Annotated in this window: 20 protein-coding genes; 12 read left to right on the top strand and 8 right to left on the bottom strand. The window is 74.3% G+C overall.

From position 1 onward, the window contains the following. Positions 1-30: 30 nt before the first annotated feature. Positions 31-1545: an MFS transporter gene (locus ACQEVU_RS40980; RefSeq protein ID WP_433333493.1), complete on the bottom strand. Its 1515-nt coding sequence runs from the start codon at positions 1543-1545 to the stop codon at positions 31-33. 69 nt (positions 1546-1614) lie between these two features. Here ACQEVU_RS40980 and ACQEVU_RS40975 point away from each other — a divergent pair, with 69 nt between their 5' ends. The 3 genes from ACQEVU_RS40975 to ACQEVU_RS40965 are packed head-to-tail and all read left to right on the top strand — an operon-like array spanning position 1615 to position 3742. After that, positions 1615-2352: a TetR/AcrR family transcriptional regulator gene (locus ACQEVU_RS40975; RefSeq protein WP_433333491.1), complete on the top strand. Its 738-nt coding sequence runs from the start codon at positions 1615-1617 to the stop codon at positions 2350-2352. Then, positions 2349-2903 (top strand): hypothetical protein, encoded by a 555-nt coding sequence (locus ACQEVU_RS40970; RefSeq protein WP_433333489.1) that lies wholly within the window; start codon positions 2349-2351, stop codon positions 2901-2903. Before ACQEVU_RS40975 ends, ACQEVU_RS40970 begins: the two co-directional genes overlap by 4 nt. 23 nt (positions 2904-2926) lie before the next feature. Beyond that, positions 2927-3742, top strand: a complete 816-nt coding sequence (locus ACQEVU_RS40965) for a DUF1028 domain-containing protein (protein WP_433333487.1) — start codon at positions 2927-2929, stop codon at positions 3740-3742. Positions 3743-3854: 112 nt separating this feature from the next. Here the strand turns inward: ACQEVU_RS40965 and ACQEVU_RS40960 are convergent, their stop codons facing one another. Then, positions 3855-5018, bottom strand: a complete 1164-nt coding sequence (locus ACQEVU_RS40960; protein WP_433333485.1) for a LysR substrate-binding domain-containing protein — start codon at positions 5016-5018, stop codon at positions 3855-3857. Between the two features lie 85 nt (positions 5019-5103). Here ACQEVU_RS40960 and ACQEVU_RS40955 point away from each other — a divergent pair, with 85 nt between their 5' ends. Next, positions 5104-6531: an aspartate aminotransferase family protein gene (locus ACQEVU_RS40955; RefSeq protein ID WP_433333483.1), complete on the top strand. Its 1428-nt coding sequence runs from the start codon at positions 5104-5106 to the stop codon at positions 6529-6531. A 192-nt stretch (positions 6532-6723) separates the two neighbouring features. Here the strand turns inward: ACQEVU_RS40955 and ACQEVU_RS40950 are convergent, their stop codons facing one another. Together ACQEVU_RS40950 and ACQEVU_RS40945 are read right to left on the bottom strand one after the other, a co-directional pair. Continuing rightward, on the bottom strand, positions 6724-7389 hold the full coding sequence (locus ACQEVU_RS40950) for a response regulator (protein WP_433333481.1): 666 nt from the start codon (positions 7387-7389) through the stop codon (positions 6724-6726). Then, on the bottom strand, positions 7382-8773 hold the full coding sequence (locus ACQEVU_RS40945) for a GAF domain-containing sensor histidine kinase (protein WP_433333479.1): 1392 nt from the start codon (positions 8771-8773) through the stop codon (positions 7382-7384). Before ACQEVU_RS40945 ends, ACQEVU_RS40950 begins: the two co-directional genes overlap by 8 nt. A gap of 116 nt (positions 8774-8889) precedes the next feature. On the opposite strand from ACQEVU_RS40945, the gene ACQEVU_RS40940 reads away from it, so the two are divergent. The 5 genes from ACQEVU_RS40940 to ACQEVU_RS40920 all read left to right on the top strand — a co-directional run bounded on the left by ACQEVU_RS40940 (position 8890) and on the right by ACQEVU_RS40920 (position 13008). After that, a complete protein-coding gene (locus ACQEVU_RS40940) occupies positions 8890-9624 on the top strand; it encodes an SDR family oxidoreductase (RefSeq protein WP_433333476.1) in 735 nt (244 codons plus the stop codon). Then, positions 9621-10661, top strand: coding sequence for an S-adenosylmethionine:tRNA ribosyltransferase-isomerase (locus ACQEVU_RS40935; RefSeq protein ID WP_433333474.1), 1041 nt, complete (start codon positions 9621-9623; stop codon positions 10659-10661). Before ACQEVU_RS40940 ends, ACQEVU_RS40935 begins: the two co-directional genes overlap by 4 nt. A gap of 245 nt (positions 10662-10906) precedes the next feature. Beyond that, positions 10907-12013, top strand: a complete 1107-nt coding sequence (locus tag ACQEVU_RS40930) for a DUF222 domain-containing protein (RefSeq protein ID WP_433333472.1) — start codon at positions 10907-10909, stop codon at positions 12011-12013. A 161-nt stretch (positions 12014-12174) separates the two neighbouring features. Then, positions 12175-12510 (top strand): hypothetical protein, encoded by a 336-nt coding sequence (locus ACQEVU_RS40925; RefSeq protein ID WP_433333470.1) that lies wholly within the window; start codon positions 12175-12177, stop codon positions 12508-12510. 111 nt (positions 12511-12621) lie between these two features. Continuing rightward, positions 12622-13008, top strand: coding sequence for a RidA family protein (locus ACQEVU_RS40920; protein ID WP_433333468.1), 387 nt, complete (start codon positions 12622-12624; stop codon positions 13006-13008). A 40-nt stretch (positions 13009-13048) separates the two neighbouring features. Here ACQEVU_RS40920 and mug read toward each other — a convergent pair whose 3' ends face one another. Then, the gene (mug, locus tag ACQEVU_RS40915; RefSeq protein WP_433333466.1) at positions 13049-13645 is read right to left on the bottom strand and encodes a G/U mismatch-specific DNA glycosylase; all 597 of its coding nucleotides are present in this window, start codon (positions 13643-13645) and stop codon (positions 13049-13051) included. Between the two features lie 49 nt (positions 13646-13694). On the opposite strand from mug, the gene ACQEVU_RS40910 reads away from it, so the two are divergent. Both ACQEVU_RS40910 and ACQEVU_RS40905 read left to right on the top strand, forming a co-directional pair. Next, entirely contained in the window at positions 13695-14150 is a 456-nt protein-coding gene (locus ACQEVU_RS40910; protein WP_433333464.1) for an ester cyclase, read from the top strand. 4 nt (positions 14151-14154) lie between these two features. Continuing rightward, positions 14155-14574 (top strand): RidA family protein, encoded by a 420-nt coding sequence (locus ACQEVU_RS40905; protein ID WP_433333462.1) that lies wholly within the window; start codon positions 14155-14157, stop codon positions 14572-14574. Between the two features lie 9 nt (positions 14575-14583). Here the strand turns inward: ACQEVU_RS40905 and ACQEVU_RS40900 are convergent, their stop codons facing one another. Then, positions 14584-15294, bottom strand: coding sequence for a pentapeptide repeat-containing protein (locus ACQEVU_RS40900; protein WP_433333460.1), 711 nt, complete (start codon positions 15292-15294; stop codon positions 14584-14586). A gap of 108 nt (positions 15295-15402) precedes the next feature. Between ACQEVU_RS40900 and hrpA the strand changes: the two genes are divergently transcribed. Beyond that, complete coding sequence (gene hrpA, locus ACQEVU_RS40895) at positions 15403-19272, top strand: ATP-dependent RNA helicase HrpA (protein ID WP_433333458.1); 3870 nt, start codon at positions 15403-15405, stop codon at positions 19270-19272. Here the strand turns inward: hrpA and ACQEVU_RS40890 are convergent. Next, positions 19242-20429, bottom strand: coding sequence for an MFS transporter (locus ACQEVU_RS40890; RefSeq protein WP_433333456.1), 1188 nt, complete (start codon positions 20427-20429; stop codon positions 19242-19244). The two genes, hrpA and ACQEVU_RS40890, sit on opposite strands and share 31 nt — an antisense overlap. Before the next feature lie 18 nt (positions 20430-20447). Next, entirely contained in the window at positions 20448-21455 is a 1008-nt protein-coding gene (locus tag ACQEVU_RS40885) for a hypothetical protein (RefSeq protein ID WP_433333454.1), read from the bottom strand. Between the last annotated feature and the right edge of the window lie 20 nt (positions 21456-21475).

The following is a 21475-nucleotide window of genomic DNA, read 5'->3' as shown; positions in this document are numbered from 1 at the left end:
TACCCTCCTGATTCCCCGCCGCGGCCCCTGCTAACCGGCAACTGTGGCCGCGGGCGCCCCGTGCGCCTCATCCGTCGCACCGCCGGCCGCCGGTTCCTCCCGGGCGCGGGCCGGCAGCAGGAAGCTCAGGCCGCCGGCGAGGGCGAGCAGGCCGATCTCCAGCCACAGGACCCGCTCCAGCGAGACGGTGAAGCCCCCGGCGGTGCCCGTTGCATGCAGCCACGAGAAGAACGCCGTGCCGAGCACCGCCACGCCGATCGCGCCGCCGATCTGCTGGGCCGCGGTCAGGGTGCCGGACGCGGAGCCGACCTCGTGCTCGTCGACGGCGGCGAGGACGATGTCGAAGTACGGGGCCATCGACGCGCCCATCCCGATGCCGAGCACCAGCAGGGCCGGCGCCAGGGGCCACGGCGAGGCCGGGCCGCCGGTCGCGGCGAGCGTGCCGAGCAGCCCGGCGGCGCCGAGGCCGACGACGGCGGTGCCGGCGACGAGCAGCCGCCGCCCGCCGAAGCGGCCGCCGAGGGCCTGCGCGGCGACCGCGCCCAGGGCGGTGCCGAACGCCCACGGCGACTGGGCGAGGCCGGCGCGCAGCGGGGACCAGCCGAGGCCCGACTGGAGGTACACGCTGATGATGAGGGTCAGGCCCATGAGCCCGGCGAAGAAGATCAGCCCGACCAGCAGGCCCGCGTTGAAGCGCCGCTTCGCCAGCAGGGACGGCTCGACCAGGGGGCTGCGCCCGGCGCGCACCCGGCCGCGCTCGTAGCGGCCGAACGCCCACAGCGCGGGCACCGACGCCGCCATCGCGGCCCAGCACCACCACGGCCAGCCGAGCTCGCGGCCCTGCACGAGCGGGAAGACGAGCAGCAGCAGCGCCGCGCCGAGCAGGGCGGTACCGGGCAGGTCGAGGCGCAGGGAGCGGTCGCGCTCGGCGTTGCGGGGCAGCACGAGGACGGCGCCGGCCAGCGCGGCCAGCCCGACCGGCAGGTTGACCAGGAAGATCATCCGCCAGCCGGTGCCGAACAGGTCGGCGTCGACGAGCGCGCCGGCGAGGATCGGGCCGCAGACCGCGGACAGGCCCATGACCGGCCCGAACGCGCCGAAGGCGGCCCCGAGCTGCTCGGGCGGGAACGCGGCCTTGATGAGGCCGAGGCCCTGCGGGATGAGCACGGCGCCGAAGAGGCCCTGCAGGACCCGGCAGGCGACCAGCCAGGCGGGGCCGGGGGCCACCGCGCACAGCAGGGACATGAGGGTGAAGCCGGCGGCGCCGGCGAGGAACATGGCGCGGCGGCCGAAGACGTCGCCGAGCCGGCCGCCGGTGACGAGGCCGACGGCGAAGGCGAGGGTGTACCCGGCGGCGAGCCACTGCAGGAACGCGGTGCCGCCGCCGAGGTCGGCGCGCACGGAGGGGCCGGCGATGGCGATGATCGTGGCGTCGAGCAGGTCCATGACCTCGGCGGCGAGGACGACGGCGAGGACGGCCCAGCGCCAGCGGTACGGCGGCGGGGCCTGAAGCTCCCGCGGTTTCGAACGGTGTTCGTTGTTCACGAACAACGTTCTACTTTCGAACGGCGTTCGTGTCAAGTAACGCTGTTCGTCTCAAGTAGCATGTGTCGGGTGCCAGCAGCCGCCATCCCCGCCCCACCATGGCGGGCGCCGAAGAAGACCCCGGCCGCCCGCCAGCCCCTGAGCACGGAGGCGGTGCTGAGCACAGCCCTGCGCCTCGTCGACCGCGACGGCCTCGACGCGCTGAGCATGCGCCGCGTCGCCCAGGAACTCGGCACCGGCGCGGCGTCGCTGTACGCGTACTTCGCCAACAAGGACGAACTGCTCGAACAGCTCCTCGACCGGGTCATCGGCGACATCCCGCTGCCCTCGGCCGGCGCCCCCGACTGGGTCGCCGAGGTCAAACGCAGCTGCTACGCCAGCCGCGCCGTCTTCTGTGCCCACCGCGACCTCGTCAAGGTCGCCCGGGCCAGCATCCCGATCGGGCCCAACTCGCTGCGCTACACCGAGGCCCTCCTCGCCGTCCTGCGCGGCGCCGGCGTCCCCGACCGCATCGCCGCCTGGGGCATGGACCACCTGTCCCTCGTCATCGTCGCCGACGCCGTCGAGGCCGCCGTCCACGCCGAACGCGGCCGCGGCAGCGAGGCCGACGCCGCCCCCTACCTCGCCCAGGTCCGCGACTACATGTCCAGCCTGCCCGCCGACCAGTTCCCCAACCTCGTCGCCATGGCCCCCGCGATGATCGAAGGCAGCGGCGACGAGCGGTTCTCGTTCGTCATCGACCTGCTCGTCGACGGCCTCGCCCGGCACGCCGACCCGGCCCGCACGGCGAAGGACGGCACCGCATGACCGCCATCGTCGGCCTCGTCCACCGCGGCACCGTCTACATCGGCGGCGACAGCGCCGGCGCCTCCGGCTGGAGCCTCACCGTCCGCGCCGACACGAAGGTGTTCCACAACAACGGATACCTCTTCGGCTTCACCACCTCCTTCCGGATGGGCCAGCTCATCCGGTACTCCCTCAAACCCCCGAAGCCCGTCGGCGACATCGACCGGTTCATGGCCACCAAGTTCATCGACGCCGTCCGCGACTGCCTCAAGACCGGCGGCTGGGCCCGCCGCGACAGCGAACGCGAGGAAGGCGGCACCTTCCTCGTCGGCGTCAAGGGCCGCCTCTTCACCGTCCACGACGACTACCAGGTCGCCGAGGCCGCCGACGGGTACGCCGCCGTCGGCGTCGGCGACGAGATCGCCCTCGGCGCCCTCTTCGCCACCGCCCAGTCCCGCATGGCCCCCGAACGGCGCGTCGAGATCGCCCTGCGCGCCGCCGAACGCTTCAGCGCCGGCGTCCGCGGCCCCTTCGTCTGCTTGTCCCAGCCACCGGGAGTCCTTCCACAGTGAAGTAATGCCCTACGGTGAGGGCCATGACGTTCTCGATCGTCGGCCGCTCCGCCGACGGGCAGTCCCTCGGCGTCGCCGTGGCCAGCAAGTTCCTCGCCGTCGGGGCCGCCGTCCCGGCCGCCGAGGCCGGCGTCGGGGCCCTCGCCACGCAGGCGTTCGCCAACCTGGCGTACCGCGGCCAGGGCCTCGCCCTGCTGCGCACCGGCACCGCCGCCGCCGACACCGTCGCCGGCCTCGTCGCCGCCGACCCCGGCCGCGTCCAACGGCAGCTCGGCGTCGTCGGCCCGACCGGCGACGGCGCCACCTACACCGGCACCGGCTGCTTCGACTGGGCCGGCGGCACCGCCGGCGACGGCTACGCCATCCAGGGCAACATCCTCGCCGGCCCCGCCGTCGTGACCGAGATGGAACGCGCCTGGCTCGCCGCCCCCGACCTGCCCCTCGCCCGCCGCCTGCACGCCGCCCTCGCCGCCGGGGACGCCGCCGGCGGCGACCGCCGCGGCCGCCAGAGCGCCGCCCTGCTCGTCGTGCGCCCCGGCGCCGGCTACGGCGGCCTGAGCGACGTCGAGGTCGACCTGCGCGTCGACGACCACCCGGACCCCGTCACGCGGATGGGGGAGCTCATAAGCCTTTGGGAGCTGTACTTCGGCAAGCCCGACCCGGCGACCCTGCTCCCCCTGGAGGGTGAGCTGGCCGGCGAGGTCCGCGACCGGCTCGCCGCCCTCGGCCACGACGACCTCGCCGCGTGGGCCGGCATCGAGAACCTGGAGGAGCGGCTCGTCGACGGCGCCATCGACCCGCTCGTCCTGGCCCAGCTGCGCGCCGCCGGGCCGGCCTAGGCCGGGTCGGCACATGTCGGGGGAGCTCCGCTCCACCCCGAACCCCCTCATGACCCGCCGCGGTGGTGCAACCTCGGTTTCGTCAGGCGTTGTGGCCACGGGCGGCCGGGGCTCAGGGCTTCCCGGCGTCGGTCTTCCCGGTGGCGGTCTTCCTGGTGGCGGTTGTGGCGTTGGTCGCGGCGGCGGTCTCGGCCAGGGCGGCGAGCACCGCGGCGACCGACGGGCGGGCGGCCGCCGTCGAGCGCACCGCCGCGGTGATACGGCGCCGCAGGGGGTCGCGCAGAGGGCGGCCGATGACGCGGTACCGCGGGTCGACCGCCAGCTCCGGCAGCAGCGTCACGGACAGGCCCGCCTCGACGTGGGCCAGCAGCGGGCCGTAGGAGGCGAAGACGGCGGCCACGTCCGGTTCGAAGCCGGCGCGGCGGCAGGCGCGGGTGATGAGGTCGTGCGTCCAGCCGCCGGGCCGCTCCGCCGACCACCGGTGCCCCGCGTAGCCGGCCAGGTCCACCGGCGCCCGCGAGTCCGGCGCCGCCGGTTCCGTCGCCGGCAGGTCGGGCGCCCCCGGTTCCATTGCGTGCGGGTCGCGCGCCGTCGGCTCCGTCGCGTGCTGGCCCGGAGCCGCCGTTTCGCTCGCCGGCGGGTCGGGCGCCGCCGGTTCCGTTGCTCGCCGTTCCGGCGTCGTCGGTTGCGTTGCGTGCGGGGCCGGTGCGGCGGTCACCAGGACGATGCGGTCCGTGGCCAGCGGGGTGTGGACCACGTCCGGGTCGACCGGCGACGAGCCGTCGAACCGGTCGGCGGTCACCGCCACGTCGCAGTCGCCGCGGCGGAGGGCCTCGACGCTCTCGGCCGGGTCGAGCTCGCGGACGTCGACGCGCAGCCGCGGGTGGCGCCGCTGCAGCAGCACGACGGCCGACAGCACGAACGTGTTCACGGCGCTCGTGAACGCCCCGACCGTCACCCGGCCCGCCGGGCCAGGCGGGGTGCCGTCGGCCGGGCCGCGGGCGTCGTCCAGCGCGGCCGCCTCGGCCCGGGCCGCGTCCATCTGGTCCAGGATCGCCCGCGCGCGGCGGGCCAGGGCCGCGCCGGCCGGGGTCAGGCGCAGGCGGCGGCCGGCCCGCTCGAACAGGCGGGCGCCGGCCTCCCGCTCGAGGACCGCCAGCTGCTGCGACACCGTTGACGGGCTCAGGTGGGCGGCCTGCGCCACGGCACGGACCGTGCCGAGCGACGCCAGGTCGCCGAGCAGCTTCAGGCGCCACGGGTCGAGCACGGCTTCCATCCTGCCGCGAACGTTCGGTTCCGGCATACAACATGTGCGGAAACGTGCGCTGGAGGCGGACAGTGCCCGGTCGTACCGTCGGGGCATGACGGACTTCTGGAACGACGTCGACCGCCACGTGGTGCGCTACGGCGGCGCCTTCACGCCGGAGATCATCGTGCGGGCCGAGGGCAGCCACGTGTACACCGAGGACGGCCGGGCGATCCTCGACTTCACCTCGGGGCAGATGAGCGGCATCCTCGGGCACTCACATCCGGAGATCGTCGCCACCGTGCGGCGCTCGATCGGGGAGCTCGACCACCTGTTCAGCGGCATGCTGTCGCGGCCCGTCGTCGAGCTGTCCCGCCGCCTGGCCGAGTCGCTCAGCGCCGCCCAGGACACTGTTGCCCGGGACACTGTTGCCCGGGACCCACTCGCCCGTGACGTCGGCCCCAGTGTCACCGGCCCCAGTGTCACCGTCGCCCAGGGCACCGTCGCCTCCGGTGCGGTCCCGGCGGGGCGGCTCGAGAAGGTGCTGCTGCTCACCACCGGCGCCGAGTCCAACGAGGCGGCGCTGCGCATGGCGAAGCTCGTCACCGGTGGGCACGAGGTCATCTCCTTCGCCCGGTCGTGGCACGGCATGACGCTCGCCGCGGCCGGGGCCACCTACAGCGCGGGGCGGCGCGGATACGGGCCCGTCGCGCCCGGGAACTTCGCCATCGCGGTGCCGAACGCGTACCGGCCGGACGTCACCGACGCCGACGGCAACCTCGACTGGCGGCGCCAGCTCGACCTCGGCTTCGACCTGTTCGACGCGCAGAGCGTCGGCGCGCCGGCCGCCTGCCTCGTCGAGCCGATCCTCAGCTCCGGCGGGGTCATCGAGCCGCCGCCCGGGTACCTCGCCGCGCTGCACCAGAAATGCCGGGAGCGCGGCATGCTGCTCATCCTCGACGAGGCCCAGACCGGCCTGTGCCGGACCGGCACCTGGTACGCCTTCCAGCGCGACGGGGTCGTGCCGGACATCATCACGCTGTCGAAGACGCTCGGGGCCGGGCTGCCGCTCGCCGCCGTCGTCACCACCGCCGAGATCGAACAGGCCGCCCACGAGCGCGGGTTCCTGTTCTACACCACCCACGTGTCCGACCCGCTGCCCTGCGCCGTCGGCAACACCGTCCTGGACATCCTCGAGCGCGACGCCCTCGACCAGCGCGCCGCGAAGCTCGGCGAGCAGCTGCGCCGCGGGCTGCTCGAGCTGCGGGACCGGCACGCCGCCGTCGGCGACGTGCGCGGGCGCGGGCTGCTGCAGGGGCTGGAGCTGACCACCGGCGCCGACACCCCGTACGGCGCGGACCGGCTCGGCGCGGAGGTGACCCGGCGCTGCCTCGCCCTCGGGCTGCACATGAACGTCGTGCAGCTGCCGGGCATGGGCGGGACGTTCCGGATCGCGCCGCCGCTGACCAGCAGCGAGGAGGAGATCGCCCGCGGGGTGGCGATCCTGGACGAGGCCATTGCGGGGGCCACGGCCGGAAGCTGACCGCGGGGGTACTCCTCGCCGGGAGCGGTACCGACCGACGCTGTGCCGATCGCGTGCTGTCCCGATTGAGCGCTGTCCCGATCGCGTGCTGTCTGGATTGAGCGCTGTCCCGATTGAGTGCTGTCCCGATTGAGTGCTGTCGCGATCGCGTGCTGTCTCGATTGAGTGCGGGGTTGATTGCGTGCCGGTCGGTCAGGGGCTGGCGTCGAGGCCGGAGCGGACCGCGTACAGGGCGGCCTGCGTGCGGTCCTGGACGCCCAGCTTCGTCAGGATCGCGCTCACGTGGGTCTTGACCGTCTTCTCGGCCAGGCCGAGCGTGCGGGCGATCTCCCGGTTGGAGCGGCCGCGCGCGACCTCGGCGAGGACCTCCCGCTCGCGGGCCGTCAGGTGCGCCGCCTCCGCCGGGGGCGGGCCGTCGGCGAGCAGGCGGGCCACGTCGGGGTGCAGCAGGACGTGGCCGGCGTGCACGGCGCGGATCGCGGCCGCGAGGGCCGGCGGGTCGACGTCCTTGTAGACGTAGCCGGCCGCGCCGGCGCGGACCGCCGGGAGGACCGCGGACGGGTCGGTGAAGCTCGTGATGACCAGCACCCGTGGGGTTGCCAGCGGTGGCTCCGCGCGGTCGTTGCCGGGCCCGGGCCCGTGCAGGGCGTGCAGGGCCTCGACGCCGTCGCCGCCCGGCATGCGCAGGTCCAGCAGGATGACGTCGGGGGCGGTGCGGCGGGCCTCGGCCACGCACGAGGCGCTGTCGCTCGCCTCGCCGACCACCGCGATGTCGTCCTGCAGGTCGAGGAAGGTGCGCAGGCCCTGGCGTACCACCGGATGGTCGTCGACGACGAGGACGCGGATCGGGTCAGGCACCGGGCACCTCCAGCGTCACCGTCGTGCCCTCGCCGGGGCCGGAGCGGATCGAGAGGCGGGCGCCGGCGGCGCGGGCCCGCTCGCGCATCGACGCCAGGCCCAGGCGCGGGCGCGGCCCGGCGTCGGCGCCGTCAGTGCCGTCGGGGACGCGAGGTTCGGACATCCGGCCGTCGAAGCCCCCGCCGTCGTCGGACACGGTCAGGACCACGCCCGAGCCGGCGCGGCGCAGCCGCACCGCCACGTGGCCGGCCGAGGCGTGGCGCAGGGCGTTGTGCAGGGCCTCCTGGGCGATGCGGTACGCTGCCTCCTCCCGCGCGGCGGGCAGGCGCGGCACCGCGTCCGCGGCGAACGTCACCCGCGGGGCGTGCACCCGGTCCAGCAGCTCCGCCTGCCGCCCCAGCGCCGCCGCCAGGCCGTCGCCGGCTAGGTCCACCGGGTGCAGGCCGACCACGATCGACTTCAGCTCCGCCGTCGCCTCCGCGGCCAGGCGGCGCACCGTGTCCAGCTCCGCCTGCGCGCGGGCCGGATCCCGCGGTACCAGTGCGGCCGCCGCCTCCGCCGTGAGCCGCAGGCTGAAGAGCTTCTGCGTCACCGCGTCGTGCAGCTCGCGGGCGATGCGCTGCCGCTCCTCCACGATGGACAGCTCGCGGCTGCGCTCGTACAGGCGGGCGTTGACGATCGCGATCGCGGCGTGGGCGGCCAGGAGCTTCAGCAGCTCCTCGTCGTCGGCGTCGAAGCCGCTGCCCGTTCCGGCGTCCGGCTGCCGGCCCGCTTCTGGCTCCTGGCCGGCGGCGGGCTGCTCTCCGGCGGCGTGGTTGCCCGCGTCGGGCTTGTTGCCCGCGTCCGGCTTATTGTTTGCGTCGGGCTGGTTGCTTGCGTGGGGCCGGTTGCTTGCGGCGGGCGGGCTGCTTGCGGCGGGCGGGCTGCCTGCGGCGGGCGGGCTGCCTGCGGCGGGCCGGGTGCCGGTGGCGGGCAGCTTGTTGGCGAGGAAGAGCTCGCCGAGGATCTCCGCACCGTCCACAATGGGCATGCCGAGGAAGCCGACCATCTCCGGGTGGGCGGCCGGCCAGCCCTCGAAGCGCGGATGGCGGCGGATGTCCGGGGAGCGGACCGGGGACGGGTCGCGCAGCATCGCGCCCAGCAGGCCGTGCTGGCGCGGGATCGGGCCGATCGACCGCCACTGCTGCGCCGTCAGGCCGTCCGCCACGAACTCGCGGAACGAGCCGTTGCCGTCCGGGATGCCCAGCGCCGCGTACTGGGCGCCGACCAGCCGGCGCGCCGCCGAGACGATCGTCTGCAGGACCTCGCGCACCGAGAGGTGAGCGGTGACGGCCAGCACCGCCGCGCTCACCTCGCGCAGCTCCTCCCGATCGCAACCGGCCACGCACCAACCGTACCGATGCCGGCTCCTGCTCTTGAAGGACCTAGGACCAAGGACCTAGGCGCGGGCCGGTCCCGGGCCCGATGGCACGCGGCCGGGCGCTCCATAGCGTCGGGAGCATGAACGAACGCACCGCAACCGACCATGCCGGCCATGCCGGCCATGCCGGCCATCCCGGCCGCGCCGACGGGGACCGCGCGCGGACCGCCATCGTCACCGGCGGCTCCCGCGGCCTCGGACGGGCCCTCGCCGAGGCGCTCGCCGGCGACGGCTGGATCGTCGTCGTCGACGGCCGCACCCTGCACACCGGCACCGCCGCCGAGATCCCCGGCGTCATACCCGTGCCCGGCGACGTCACCGACTCGTGGCACCGCGGGCTGCTGCTCGAGACCGCGCTGGAGACCGGGCGGCTCGACCTGCTCGTCAACAACGCCGGCATCCTCGGGCCCAGCCCGCAGCCGGCCGTCGGCGACTACCCGCTCGACGCGCTGCGCGGCGTGCTCGAGGTCAACGTCGTCGCCCCGCTCGCCCTCACCCAGCTGGCGCTGCCCGCGCTGCGCGACCACGGCGGCGCCGTCGTCAACATCACCTCCGACGCCGCCGCCGGCGCCTACCCCGGATGGGGCGGCTACGGGGCCGCGAAGGCCGCCGTCGAACAGCTCAGCAACGTGCTCGCCGCCGAGGAGCCGAAGCTGCGGGTCTGGTGGGTGGACCCCGGCGACCTGCGCACCCAGATGCACGCCGAGGCGTTCCCCGGCGCGGACATCAGCGACCGGCCGCTGCCCTCGACGGTGACGCCGGCGTTCCTGGCGCTGCTGCGCCGGCGGCCCGAGTCGGGGCGGGTGCGGCTGTGAGCACCGCCGTCGACGACGGGGTCTCGGCGGCCGTGTTCGGCTCCGCCGGATTCGAGCTGCCGGCCGCGCTCGAGGCCCACGAGCCGCCCGAGGCGCGCGGGCTGGCGCGCGACGGGGTGCGGCTGCTCGCCGGCGGGCCGGACGGGGTGTCGCACCGGCGCTTCACCGACCTGCCGGAGCTGCTGCGGGCCGGGGACGTGCTCGTCGTCAACACCTCCGGGACGCTGGCGGCGTCGGTGGCGGTCGTGGGGGTACCGATGCGGCTGCACTTCTCGACGCGGCTGCCCGACGGGCGGTGGGCGGTCGAGGTGCGCGGCCGGGACCGGCGGCCGATGCCCGGGCGGGCCGGTCCGCTGCGGCTGCCCGGCGGCGCCACCGTCACGCTCGAGGAGCCCTACACCCGCGGGCGGCTGTGGGCGGCGACCGTCCGGGCCCCGCTGCCGGTGCCGGAGCTCCTGCAGCGGCACGGGGAGCCGATCCGGTACCCGTACGTGCGGCGGGCGTGGCCGCTGTCGTACTACCAGACGGTGTTCGCGACCGTGCCCGGCAGCGCCGAGATGCCCAGCGCGGCGCGGCCGTTCAGCGAGCGGGTCGTCACCCGGCTCGTCGCCGCCGGGGTGCAGTTCGCGCCGCTCGTCCTGCACACCGGGGTCGCGTCGCCGGAGGCGCACGAGCGGCCGTACGCGGAATGGTTCTCGGTGCCGGCCACGACGGCGCGGGTCGTCAACGACGCCCGGGCGGCCGGCGGGCGGATCATCGCGGTCGGCACGACGGCGGTGCGGGCCCTCGAGAGCGCCGCCGAGCCGGGCGGGCGGGTCGTCGCGCGGGAGGGATATACCGAATTGGTGGTGACGCGGTCACGGGGAGTACGGGTGGTGGACGGTCTGCTGACCGGATTCCACGAGCCGCGGGCGTCGCACCTGGATCTTCTGGCGGCCGTGGCGGACCCCGGCACGCTGCGGGAATGCTATGCGGAGGCGGTGCGGGGCGGGTACCTGTGGCACGAGTTCGGGGACGTGAACCTCCTGCTGCCCTGAGAACGTGTCGGTGGGGGTGGGTATGTTTCGAACGTGAGTTCGAATGAGGATCTGGGGCGGCTCGGCGACGCACTCGCCGGGCTCCTCGACGGTGACCCGGCCACGCTCGACGACGATGCACTCCGCGCCGCCATGCTCGCGCTGCTCCGCCACGCCAACCAGCTCGACGCCGTCATCGCCCGCTACGTCGGCGCGTTCGACGACCGCAAACTCGGCCGCGGCGACGGCTGGGGCACCACCAAACAATGGCTCCAGGCCTACGGGCGGCTCTCCGGGCCCGCCGCGGCCAGCCGGATGCGCGCCGCCGCCACCACCCGGCTCCTGCCCAGCCTCGAAGCCGCATTCGAGGCCGGCGAAGTCACCCGCGAACACGTCGACCGGATCGGCTCACCGCCCGCGAAGTCGGCGACGAAGTCGTCGAAGGCGCCGAAGAGCCCCTCGTCACCATCGCCCGCGAACACGAGCCCGAAGCCGTCCGCGAAATCTGCGAACGGCTCATCGACGAGGTCATCCGCGACCGGCGTGTCCCCGCCGAAGACCAGTACCGGCGGCGCGGCGTCACCGTCACCCGGGCCGGCGACATGTGGAAGCTGCGCGGCATCCTCGACGCCGAAACCGGGCTGCTGCTCACCACCGCGCTCGACGCCTTCACCAAAGCGCCCGGGCCCGACGACGAGCGCAGCCCCGACCAGCGGCGCCACGACGCACTCGCCGACCTGATCAACACCACGCTGCGCGAGGGGCGGGCACCCGTCGTCGCCGGCATCAGGCCCCACCTCGCCCTGCTCATGCCCGTGCGGCGGTACGCCGAACTCCACGACCACGGCGGCGACAACGGCAGCGACGGCGGCAACCCGCCGGCGCCGGTGGCCGCGACTGTCGACGACGGCGGGCCGGCGGTGCTCACCGGATACGGCGTCATACCCGACGCGTTCGCGGCGCGGCTCAGCTGCGACGCCCACCTGCAGCAGATCTGGCAGCATCCCGACAACGGGCTGCCGCTCAAGCTCGGGCGGGCCTACCGCAACACGCCGCCGGCGCTGCGGCGGGCGCTCGCCGCCCGCGACCCGCACTGCCGATGGCCGGGCTGCCGGATACCGGCGAACTGGTGCGACAGCCACCACCTGCGGACATGGATCCGCGACCACGGCAACACCGACGTCGACAATCTCGTCATCCTGTGCCGGTACCACCACGTCAGCGTCCACGAGCGGGGCTGGGGGCTGCGGTACGAGCCGGCGGACGGCTCGGTGACGATCATGCGGCCGGACGGGACGCCGTACGAGCTCGGGCCGAGCCTCCCGCGGACCGGACGGTCGGTGCGGTTCGCGCCGCCGGGAAGGGCGGCCTGAGCGGCTGGTGTACCGGTGCTGCGACGGGCTGAACGTGGTGCGAGGCCACGACTTCATGTGTGCGCTGTGCGATGCCGCGCTGGAATGCCGGCGGGCGGGCTGGCGGCTCCGGGCGGGCGCGATGCCGGAGCCGCGGGCGGCTGAGCCGGTAGGGTCCGGGGATGGCGTTGTCACCGCAGGAAGAGGTTGTCTCGGCGCTGCGGCAGTTCGCCGAGCGCATCGACGTGTTCGATCCAGCGCCCGGGCCGGCCGTCGTCGAGATCACGGTGGGGGACCGCACGGTGCCGATGCGCGCGCCGGTCGTGCGGGCGCTCGCCGAGGCGCTGCGGGCGTACCAGGATCCGCGCGACCGCGGCACCTGCGACCAGTGCGGCGGGCCGCGGCTCGACGACAACTTCGTGTGCGCGGACTGCGGCCAGCCCAGCGGCGTATTCGGGCAACTGCTGCGGGAGCGGGCGGCACGCTACGAAGGCCCGCCGCCGGAGCTGCCGGGCTGATGGGAAGGCGGCGCCGAATGCGCTTGGGCTGCATGCGGGCCGGGTTGCATGCGCCCGGAGTGAACGCCGCCAGGGGCGGTCCGCGGGCCGTCGCGACAGTACGGTGGCCGCATGGAGACCATCCCGCGCAACCCGACGGACGGCATCTACGCGGCGACCGACGACTACGTGCACGCGATGGAGGTGCGCGGGGCGGCCCGGCTGCTGTTCGTCGCCGGCACGATGGGGCTCGACGCGCAGGGCCGGCCCGGCGCGACGCTCGCCGAGCAGCTCGAGCTGATCTGGGACAACATCCGCGCGATCCTCGCCTCGGCCGGCATGACGGTCGGCAACATCGTGCGGCTGACCAGCTACCTGCGCGACGCCGCGTACGCGGAAGCCAACGCCGCCGCCCGGGTCGCGGCGCTGGGCGACCGGCGCGTGCCGACGACGGCGATCGTCGCGCAGACCCTCGACAGCGACTGGCTGGTCGAGATCGAGGTCATCGCCGCCGCCTGACCCCGGGAAGGCGGTCGGAACTGCCCGGCGGGCCGCGCCGTCAGGCGTGCCCGGTCGCCGCTCGCAGCCGGGCGAACTCCGCGGCGAGGTCGGCGAGCTGGTAGTGGGCGTTGAGCCCCGACGGGTTCGGCAGGATCCACAGCCGCGTCGCTCCGGCGTCCGGCCCGAGCGGCGTACCGTCCTGCGGCCCGACCTTCGCATCCTGGACGCCGAACGCGGTGCGAAACGCCGTGACGCCGAGGACGGCAAGCCACCGCGGCGCGTACCGGGCGACCTTGGCGCGCAGGATGTCGCCGCCGGCGGTGAGCTCGGCCCGGGTGAGCTCGTCGGCCCGGGCGGTGGCGCGGGCGGCGAGGTTGGTGATGCCGAGCCCGTACCCGGGCAGGAGCCCCTGCTCGTCGGGGCGCAGCTGCCGGGGCGTGAGCCCGCCGAGGTGCAGGGCCGGCCAGAACCGGTTGCCGGGCCGGGCGAAGTGGTGCCCGGTGGCCGCGGACCACAGCCCGGGGTTGATGCCGCACAGCAGCACGTCGAGGCCGGGCGCGATGACGTCGGGCAGGAGCCGGTCGGCGGCGGCGAGCAGCTCGTCGCGGCTGAGCCGCACGCGCGGCGGCCCGCCGCGGTTCAGTGTCGACGCCATGCGGACAAGCATGCCAGGGCGGCCGGGCCGGCCCGGCACAGTGGAGGGCATGGATTCCGTGTACCCGCCTGCCTCCTCGTTCGCCCCGGTCGATCTGGATGCCGTGCTCGCGCTGTGGGACCGCCCGCTGGCCGAGCGCGCCGACCCGGCCGCCGACTTCCGCCGGCACTACGCCGATCCGGTGCCGGTCAACGGCGTCCCGGTGGGGGCGGAGGGCCTGGTGGCGCGGGCCGCGGCGCTGCAGGCGGCGTTCGCGGAGCGCCGCACGGAGCTGGTGCACCGGGTCGAGACCGCCGATCGCCTGGTGATCGGCTTCTACATGCACGTGCGGCATGTGGGCCCGTACGACACGGCGCTCGGCCGGGTGGAGGCGACGGGTCGGCGGCTGCGGATCCGGGTGAACGACATCCTGACGATCCGCGACGGCCTGATCACCGACATCTGGGTGATGTCCGACGAGGTGGACCTGCTGCGCCAGCTTGGCCGTCTGCCGTCTAGCGTCTGATCCCATGGGCGATCGGCGGTTGATTTCGAGTGGTTCGACGTTCGAGCAGGAGATCGGGTACTCGCGGGCCGTCGTCGACGGCGACTGGGTGCACGTGTCGGGGACGACCGGGTTCGACTACGCCGCGATGACGATCTCCGATGACGTGGTCGAGCAGGCGGAGCAGTGCTGGCGCAACATCGACGCGGCGCTGCGGGAGGCGGGCGCGTCGGCCGCCGACGTGGTGCGGGTCCGGTACCTGTTGCCGCAGGCGGCGGACTTCGAGCCGTGTTTCCCGGTGCTGCGCCGCTGGATGGGCGACGTGCGCCCGGCGGCGACGATGCAGGTGTGCGGCCTGTCGGATCCGCGGATGCGTATCGAGATCGAGGTGACGGCCCGCCGGCGTGGCAGCCGGGTGGCGCCGGGCCTGGGCTGGCCGCGCTGATCGGTGCGGTTACCGCTGTTCGACGGTGAGCCCGAGGGCGGCGGCGAGGGCGCGGGCGACGGTGCCGGGGTCGTCGGTGGCGATGGTGGCGCCGGCGAGCCCGGCGATGCCGTCGACGCGGTCGAGGGTGCAGCCGTCGAGCCGGGCCCCGGCGGCGATGGCGCCGTCGAAGCGGGCGCCGGTGAGGTCGCAGCGGACGAACGCGGCCCCGGTGAGGTCGGCGTCGCCGAAGTCGGCGCCGCTGAGGTCGGTGCCGGTGAAGAGGACGGCCTGCAGCTGGGCGCCCCGGAAGACGGCGTCGGCGGCGTGGCAGTCGCGGACGGTGACGTGGTGCAGGGTGCCGTCGAGCCAGTGCAGGCCGGTGAGCCAGGTGTCGCGGATGGCGACGCGGTGCAGCACGGACTGCTCGGCGTGGACGTCGATGAGGCTGCTGCGTTCGATGAGGCAGTCGGTGAGGATCGCCCCGGCCAGTGCGGTGCCGCTGAGGTCGGCGCGGTTGAAGCGGCATTGGACGAACTCGGCGCCCTTGGCGATGCGGCCGGTGAGGGCGAGGTCGTAGAAGCCGAGGGCCCGGTAGGTGGCGTCGTCGCGCAGGTCGTTCTCGTCGAGGGTGGCGTATTCGAGGGTCCGGGGCGGCCGGGGCCGGGCGGGCGCGGGTCCGGAGGCGGGCGGGGCCGGGAGCGGGTCGGCGGCCGCCGTGGACTCCGACTGGGTGGGCATGGGGTGTGACGTTAGTGGCAGGTGTGACGGTGCGGGGAACCGGCCGCCGCCGGGCCGGGCAAAATCACCGGGCAATCGCGGCGACGCGTGCCTATCCTTGCGAGCGTTATGTCTGACGTGTCCCAGCCGACCAGCCTGGGCGAGCTGCGTGCTCGTCTCGCCGGGCTGATGCCGCAGGATCAGCATCGGCTGCGCCGGCGGATCGACGGGGCGAAGCGGTCCCGTAATGCGCAGGGGATCGCGGAGGCGATCCGGGCGGACGTGGAGCGCGCCGAGCAGCGTGTCGCCGCCCGCCGGGCGGCGGTGCCGCAGGTCACGTATCCGGAGCAGCTGCCGGTCAGTCAGCGCAAGGACGAGATCCTGGCGACGATCCGCGACCACCAGGTGGTGATCGTGGCGGGGGAGACGGGTTCGGGCAAGACGACGCAGCTGCCGAAGATCTGCCTGGAGCTGGGCCGGGGGGTGACGGGCCAGATCGGGCATACGCAGCCGCGGCGGATCGCGGCGCGGACGGTCGCGGAGCGGGTGGCGGAGGAGCTGGGTTCGGAGCTGGGTTCGACGGTCGGGTTCAAGGTCCGGTTCTCGGACCAGTCCGGCGAGCAGACGATGATCAAGGTGATGACGGACGGCATCCTGCTGGCCGAGATCCAGCAGGATCGGCTGCTGCGCCGCTACGACACCCTGATCATCGACGAGGCGCACGAGCGCAGCCTCAACATCGATTTCATTCTGGGGTACCTCAAACAGCTGCTGCCCCGCCGCCCCGACCTGAAGCTCATCATCACGTCGGCGACGATCGACCCGGAGCGGTTCTCACGGCATTTCGGCGACGCCCCGATCGTGGAGGTGTCGGGCCGCACCTATCCGGTGGAGGTCCGCTACCGCCCGATCGAGGCGGCGGACGAGGGCGCGGAGGAGGTCGACCAGTTCGACGCGATCTGCAACGCGGTCATCGAGCTGCAGGCCGAGGGGCCGGGCGATGTGCTGGTGTTTCTCAGCGGCGAGCGGGAGATCCGCGACGCCGCCGACGCGCTGACCCGGCTGGAGCTGAGGAACACGGAGATCCTGCCGCTGTATGCGCGGCTGTCGTTCGCCGAGCAGCATCGGGTGTTCCAGGCGCATTCGGGCCGGCGGGTGGTGCTGGCAACGAACGTGGCGGAGACATCGCTGACGGTGCCCGGCATCAAGTACGTGGTGGATCCGGGCACGGCGCGCATCTCGCGGTACAGCCACCGCCTGAAGGTGCAGCGCCTGCCGATCGAGCCGGTGTCGCAGGCGTCGGCGAACCAGCGTAAGGGCCGCTGCGGGCGTACGTCCGACGGCGTGTGTATCCGCCTGTACAGCGAGGACGACTTCAACGCCCGGCCGGAGTTCACGGATCCGGAGATTCTGCGCACGAACCTGGCGTCGGTCATCCTGCAGATGATCTCGCTGGGCCTGGGTGACCTGGGCGCGTTCCCGTTCATCGACCCGCCGGACCGGCGCAACGTGACGGCGGGTGTGCAGCTGCTGGAGGAGCTCGGCGCGCTCGAGCCGGGTCCGCGCCTGACGGATCTGGGCCGCCGCCTGGCGCAGCTGCCGGTGGATCCGCGGCTGGCCCGGATGGTGCTGGAGGCGGAGCGCAACGGCTGTGTCCGCGAGGTGATGGTGATCGCGGCGGCGCTGTCGATCCAGGACCCGCGGGAGCGCCCGGCGGACAAGCAGGCGCAGGCGCAGCAGCTGCATGCGCGCTTCGCCGACAAGGACTCCGACTTCACCGGTTTCCTGAATCTGTGGAACTACCTGCAGGAGAAGCAGAAGGAGCTGTCGAGCAACCAGTTCCGCAAGCTGTGCCGGGCGGAGTTCCTCAACTATCTGCGGGTGCGGGAGTGGCAGGACATTTTCAGCCAGCTGCGCCAGGTGCTGAAGTCGATGGATGTGACGCCGAACGAGGAGCCGGCGGCGCCGCTGCCGATCCACGTGTCGCTGCTGTCGGGTCTGCTGTCGCACATCGGGTTGAAGGATCCGGAGAAGAACGAGTATCTGGGGGCGCGCAACGCCCGGTTTGCGGTGTTCCCGGGTTCGGCACTGTTCCGCCGGACGCCGCGCTGGGTAATGGCGGCGGAGCTGGTGGAGACGTCGCGGCTGTGGGCGCGGGTGGCGGCGCGGATCGAGCCGGAGTGGGTGGAGCCGCTCGCCCAGCATCTGGTGAAGCGGCAGTACAGCGAGCCGCACTGGGAGCGTAAGCCGGCGGCGGTGATGGCGTCGGAGAAGGTGACGCTGTACGGGGTGCCGATCGTCGCCGCCCGGAAGGTCAACTACGGCCGGATCGATCCGGTGCTGGCGCGGGAGCTGTTCATCCGGCATGCGCTGGTCGAGGGCGACTGGGACACGACGCACGCGTTCTTCGAGGAGAACCGCCGCCTGCTGGGCGAGGTGGAGGAGCTGGAGAACCGGGCCCGCCGCCGGGATCTGCTTGTCGACGACGAGACGCTGTTCGAGTTTTATGACGGGCGCATCGGCGACGAGGTGGTGTCGGGCCGGCACTTCGACACGTGGTGGAAGCGGACCCGCCGGGAGCAGCCGGATCTGCTGACGTTCGACCCGGCGATGCTTGTCAACGCGGCCGCGGATGCGGTTCGCCAGGAGCAGTACCCGGACCTGTGGGAGCAGGACGGCCGGCGTTTCCCGTTGACGTACCAGTTCGAGCCGGGCGCGGACGCGGACGGCGTGACGGTCCACATCGGCCTGCCGCTGCTGGCCACGGTCCGCGACGCCGACTTCGTGTGGCAGGTTCCGGGCCTGCGCGAAGATCTGGTGACGGCGCTGATCAAGTCGCTGCCGAAGGCGTTGCGCCGCAACTTCGTGCCGGCCCCGGACACGGCCCGCGACGCGCTGGCGGAGCTGCCGGTCCGCGACGGCGACCTGCTCGACGCCCTGGAGCGGCAGCTGCGCCGGATGACGGGCGTGTCGGTGCCGCGCGAGGAGTGGGACCTGGCGAAGGTGCCGGAGCATCTGAAGATGACGTTCCGGGTCGTCGACGACGCCGGCAAGGTGCTGGGGGAGGGCAAGAGCCTGCCGGCGCTGCGGGCGGCGCTGGCGCCGAAGGTGCAGGCGACGGTCGCGGAGGCGGCCGTGGATGTGACCCGCAAGGGTGCGACGAGCTGGGTGTTCGGCACCCTGCCCCGCACCCTGTCACGGACGGTTGCCGGTCACACGCTGACCGTGTACCCGGCGCTGGTCGACGAGGGCGCGTCGGTGGCGGTGCAGGCGTTCGACCTGCCGGCCCGCCAGCAGCTGGAGATGTGGGCCGGCACGCGGCGCCTGCTGCTGCTGACGCTGCCGCAACCGGCCCGGTTCGTGCAGGGCCGGTTGTCGAACGAGGCGAAGCTGGCACTGAGCCGCAACCCGCACCGCAACGCCGTCGACCTGCTCGACGACTGCGCGGCGTGCGCGGTCGACCAGCTGATGGCGGATGCGGGCGGCCCGGCGTGGGACGAGGCCGGGTTCGCGGCGCTGCGGGACAAGGTCCGCGCCGACGTGGTGGATCTGACGCTGGATGTGGTCGGCAGCGTCCGGAAGATCCTGGCCGCCGCCTACGACGTGGAGCAGCGCCTGGCGCGTACGAAGAACCCGCTGCTGCTGCCGGCGTTGACGGACATGCGGGGGCAGTTGAGCCGCCTGGTGTACCGCGGGTTCGTCACCGACACGGGCTGGCAGCGCCTGCCGGATCTGGAGCGGTATCTGCGCGGCATCGAGCGGCGCCTGGAGAAGGTGCCGACGGATCCGGGCCGTGACCGGGACCGGATGCTGACGGTGCAGGAGGTTCAGCGCGAGTACGACCAGCTGGTGTCGACGATGACGATGTCGCCGCCGCTGCGCGAGATCCGCTGGATGATCGAGGAGCTGCGGGTGGGCCTGTTCGCGCAGGCGCTCGGCACCGCCTATCCGGTGTCGGACGTGCGCATCTACCGGGCGATGGACGCGCTGCCGTCCTGATCGGCGGCGCTCGCCGCGGCCGGCGGGGGGCGCAGCGCGGGGGCGAGCAGGGTCACGGCGGCGGCGAGGACGATGAGCCCGAGCAGTGCCCGCCCGAGCCCGGCGGCGTCGGCGACGGCGCCGATGAGCGGCGGCCCGACGAGGATGGACCCGTATCCGATGCTGGTGACGAGGGCGATCGCCTCGGCCGGCCGTGCGGTGTCGCCGGCGGCGCTGACCGCGGCCGGGAACACGAGGCAGATGCCGAGCCCCCACAGCAGCGCGCCCGCGTACGCGAGGGGCGTCCACGGGGCGAGGACGGTGGCGGCGACGCCGCCGATGCCGAGGAGCCCGGCGAAGCGGACGGCGCCGGCCCGCCCGAGCCGCGCGACGGCGGCGGTGCCGAGGAACCGCCCGCCGGTCATGGCGGCGGCGAACACGGTGTACCCGAGCGCCGCCGACGCCTGCGACAGTCCCCGCCCGGTGTTGAGGTAGAGGGCAAGCCAGTCCCCGGCGGCGCCTTCGGCGACGGTGGCGCAGAAGGTGAGCAGCCCGATGAGCAGCAGCCCGCGCGCCGGCCGCATCCGCCCGGATCGCTCGGCGCCGGGCGCGTCGGTGGTGTCGGCGCGCTCGTCGACGTACCAGCGAAGGCCGGTCCAGGTGACGGCGAGCGACGCGGCGGCGGCGAGGGCGAGGTGCGGCCCGGCCCCCGCCCCGGCGCGGGCGGCGAGGGAGCCGGCGGCGGCCCCGGCGATCGACCCGAGGCTCCAGCAGGCGTGGTAGCGCGGCATCCATTCGCGTCCGGCCCGCCGGTCGACGGCGCTGCCCTGCACGTTCATGGCGACGTCCCACGACCCGTAGGCGAGCCCGAGCACGAACAGTGCCCCGCCGAGGGTGGCGAGCCCCGGCGCGTATCCGGCGGCGCCGAGCGCGGCGGCGGACACGAGGGAGGTGCCGGCGACCCAGGCGCGGCTGCCGAACCGCCGGCACAGCCGCCCGGTCAGCGGCATGGACAGCAGCGAGCCGATCCCGAGCGCGAGCAGCGCCCGCCCGAGTTCGCCGGCGCTGATGTCGAGGTGCCGGACGACGGCGGGGATGCGCGACACCCAGCCGCCGACGAGGGCGCCGCTGGCGGTGAAGACGAGGCCGGTGCCGAACGCGGCGCGCCGGATGCCCATCCCGCGCGCCCGCTACGTTCAGTACTGCTCGGGCCGGCGGAACGTGACCGTCTGGTCGCCGGCGGCCGGCGGCTGCCCCGGCCCGCCCGGGTTGATGATCTGCGTCGGCCCGGACGGCGGCGCCGCGCCGAACCCGCCGGGCTGGACGATCTGGGTCGCCCCCGCCTGGTAGGGGTCCTGCGGCGGCGGGAACGACTGGTACGGCGGCGGCGCGGCCGGCGTCCCGTAGGTGCTCGGCTGGCCGGCCCCGAAGCCGCCGGCCGGTGCGGGCACCACGGGGTGCATGCCGGTGTCGGGCTCGTTGCGGTCCTTGCGCCGGAAGTAGAAGAGGCTGCCGACGAGCCCGAGCGCGCCGACGATGGCGACGATGCCGATCCAGAACCCCGCGGACATGCCCCCGCTGTCGGAGGTGGTGCGGGCGGGGGCGGCGTCGTTGCTCTGCGGGATCGCGCCGTTGCCGGCGACCGGCGGGGCGAGGGTCTCGTCGGGGAGGCTGGGCTCGTCGCTGACGGAGCCGCTGGGGCCCTTCGACGGCTTCTTCGTCGCGCTGGCGCTCGCGTTGGGCCCGGCGGCGCGGACGGCGAAGCCGGCGGTGTCCAGGGGCCGCACGCCGTCGCTGACGGTGAGCCGGCCGGAGCCGTTGCCGGGCGACTTGATCGTGAGTGAGACGGCGCCGTTGAGGGTCTTGCCGGGGCCGAGGTCACCCAGCGCGCAGCGCAGCCGGCCGCCCTGGACGACGTCGCAGCCGTTGCTGGCCTCGGCGACGGCGTTGGCGGGGGCCTGGACGGCGAGCAGGAGGTTGGACACCGCCGTCTTGTCGGAGACGTTGCGGATGCCGAACGAGACGGTGACGGTGTCGCCGACCTTGCCCGGCGGCGGCTGCTTCACGTCGACGATCTTGACGCCCTCGGCGGCCCAGGCGGGCCCGGCGAGCAGCGCCGCCCCGCCGAACGTGCCGACGCCGACGGCCGCGGCGGTCGCGATGATCGCCGCGCCGAAGCGCCGTCCACTCCGTTGCTCACCCATGCTTCGGCGGACACTAGCAG

The organism is Dactylosporangium sp. CA-139066 (assembly GCF_050936175.1).
GTDB lineage: Bacteria > Actinomycetota > Actinomycetes > Mycobacteriales > Micromonosporaceae > Dactylosporangium.
The sequence above is the reverse complement of the archived record's forward strand: the minus strand, read 5'-3'. Positions and strand labels throughout refer to the sequence as shown.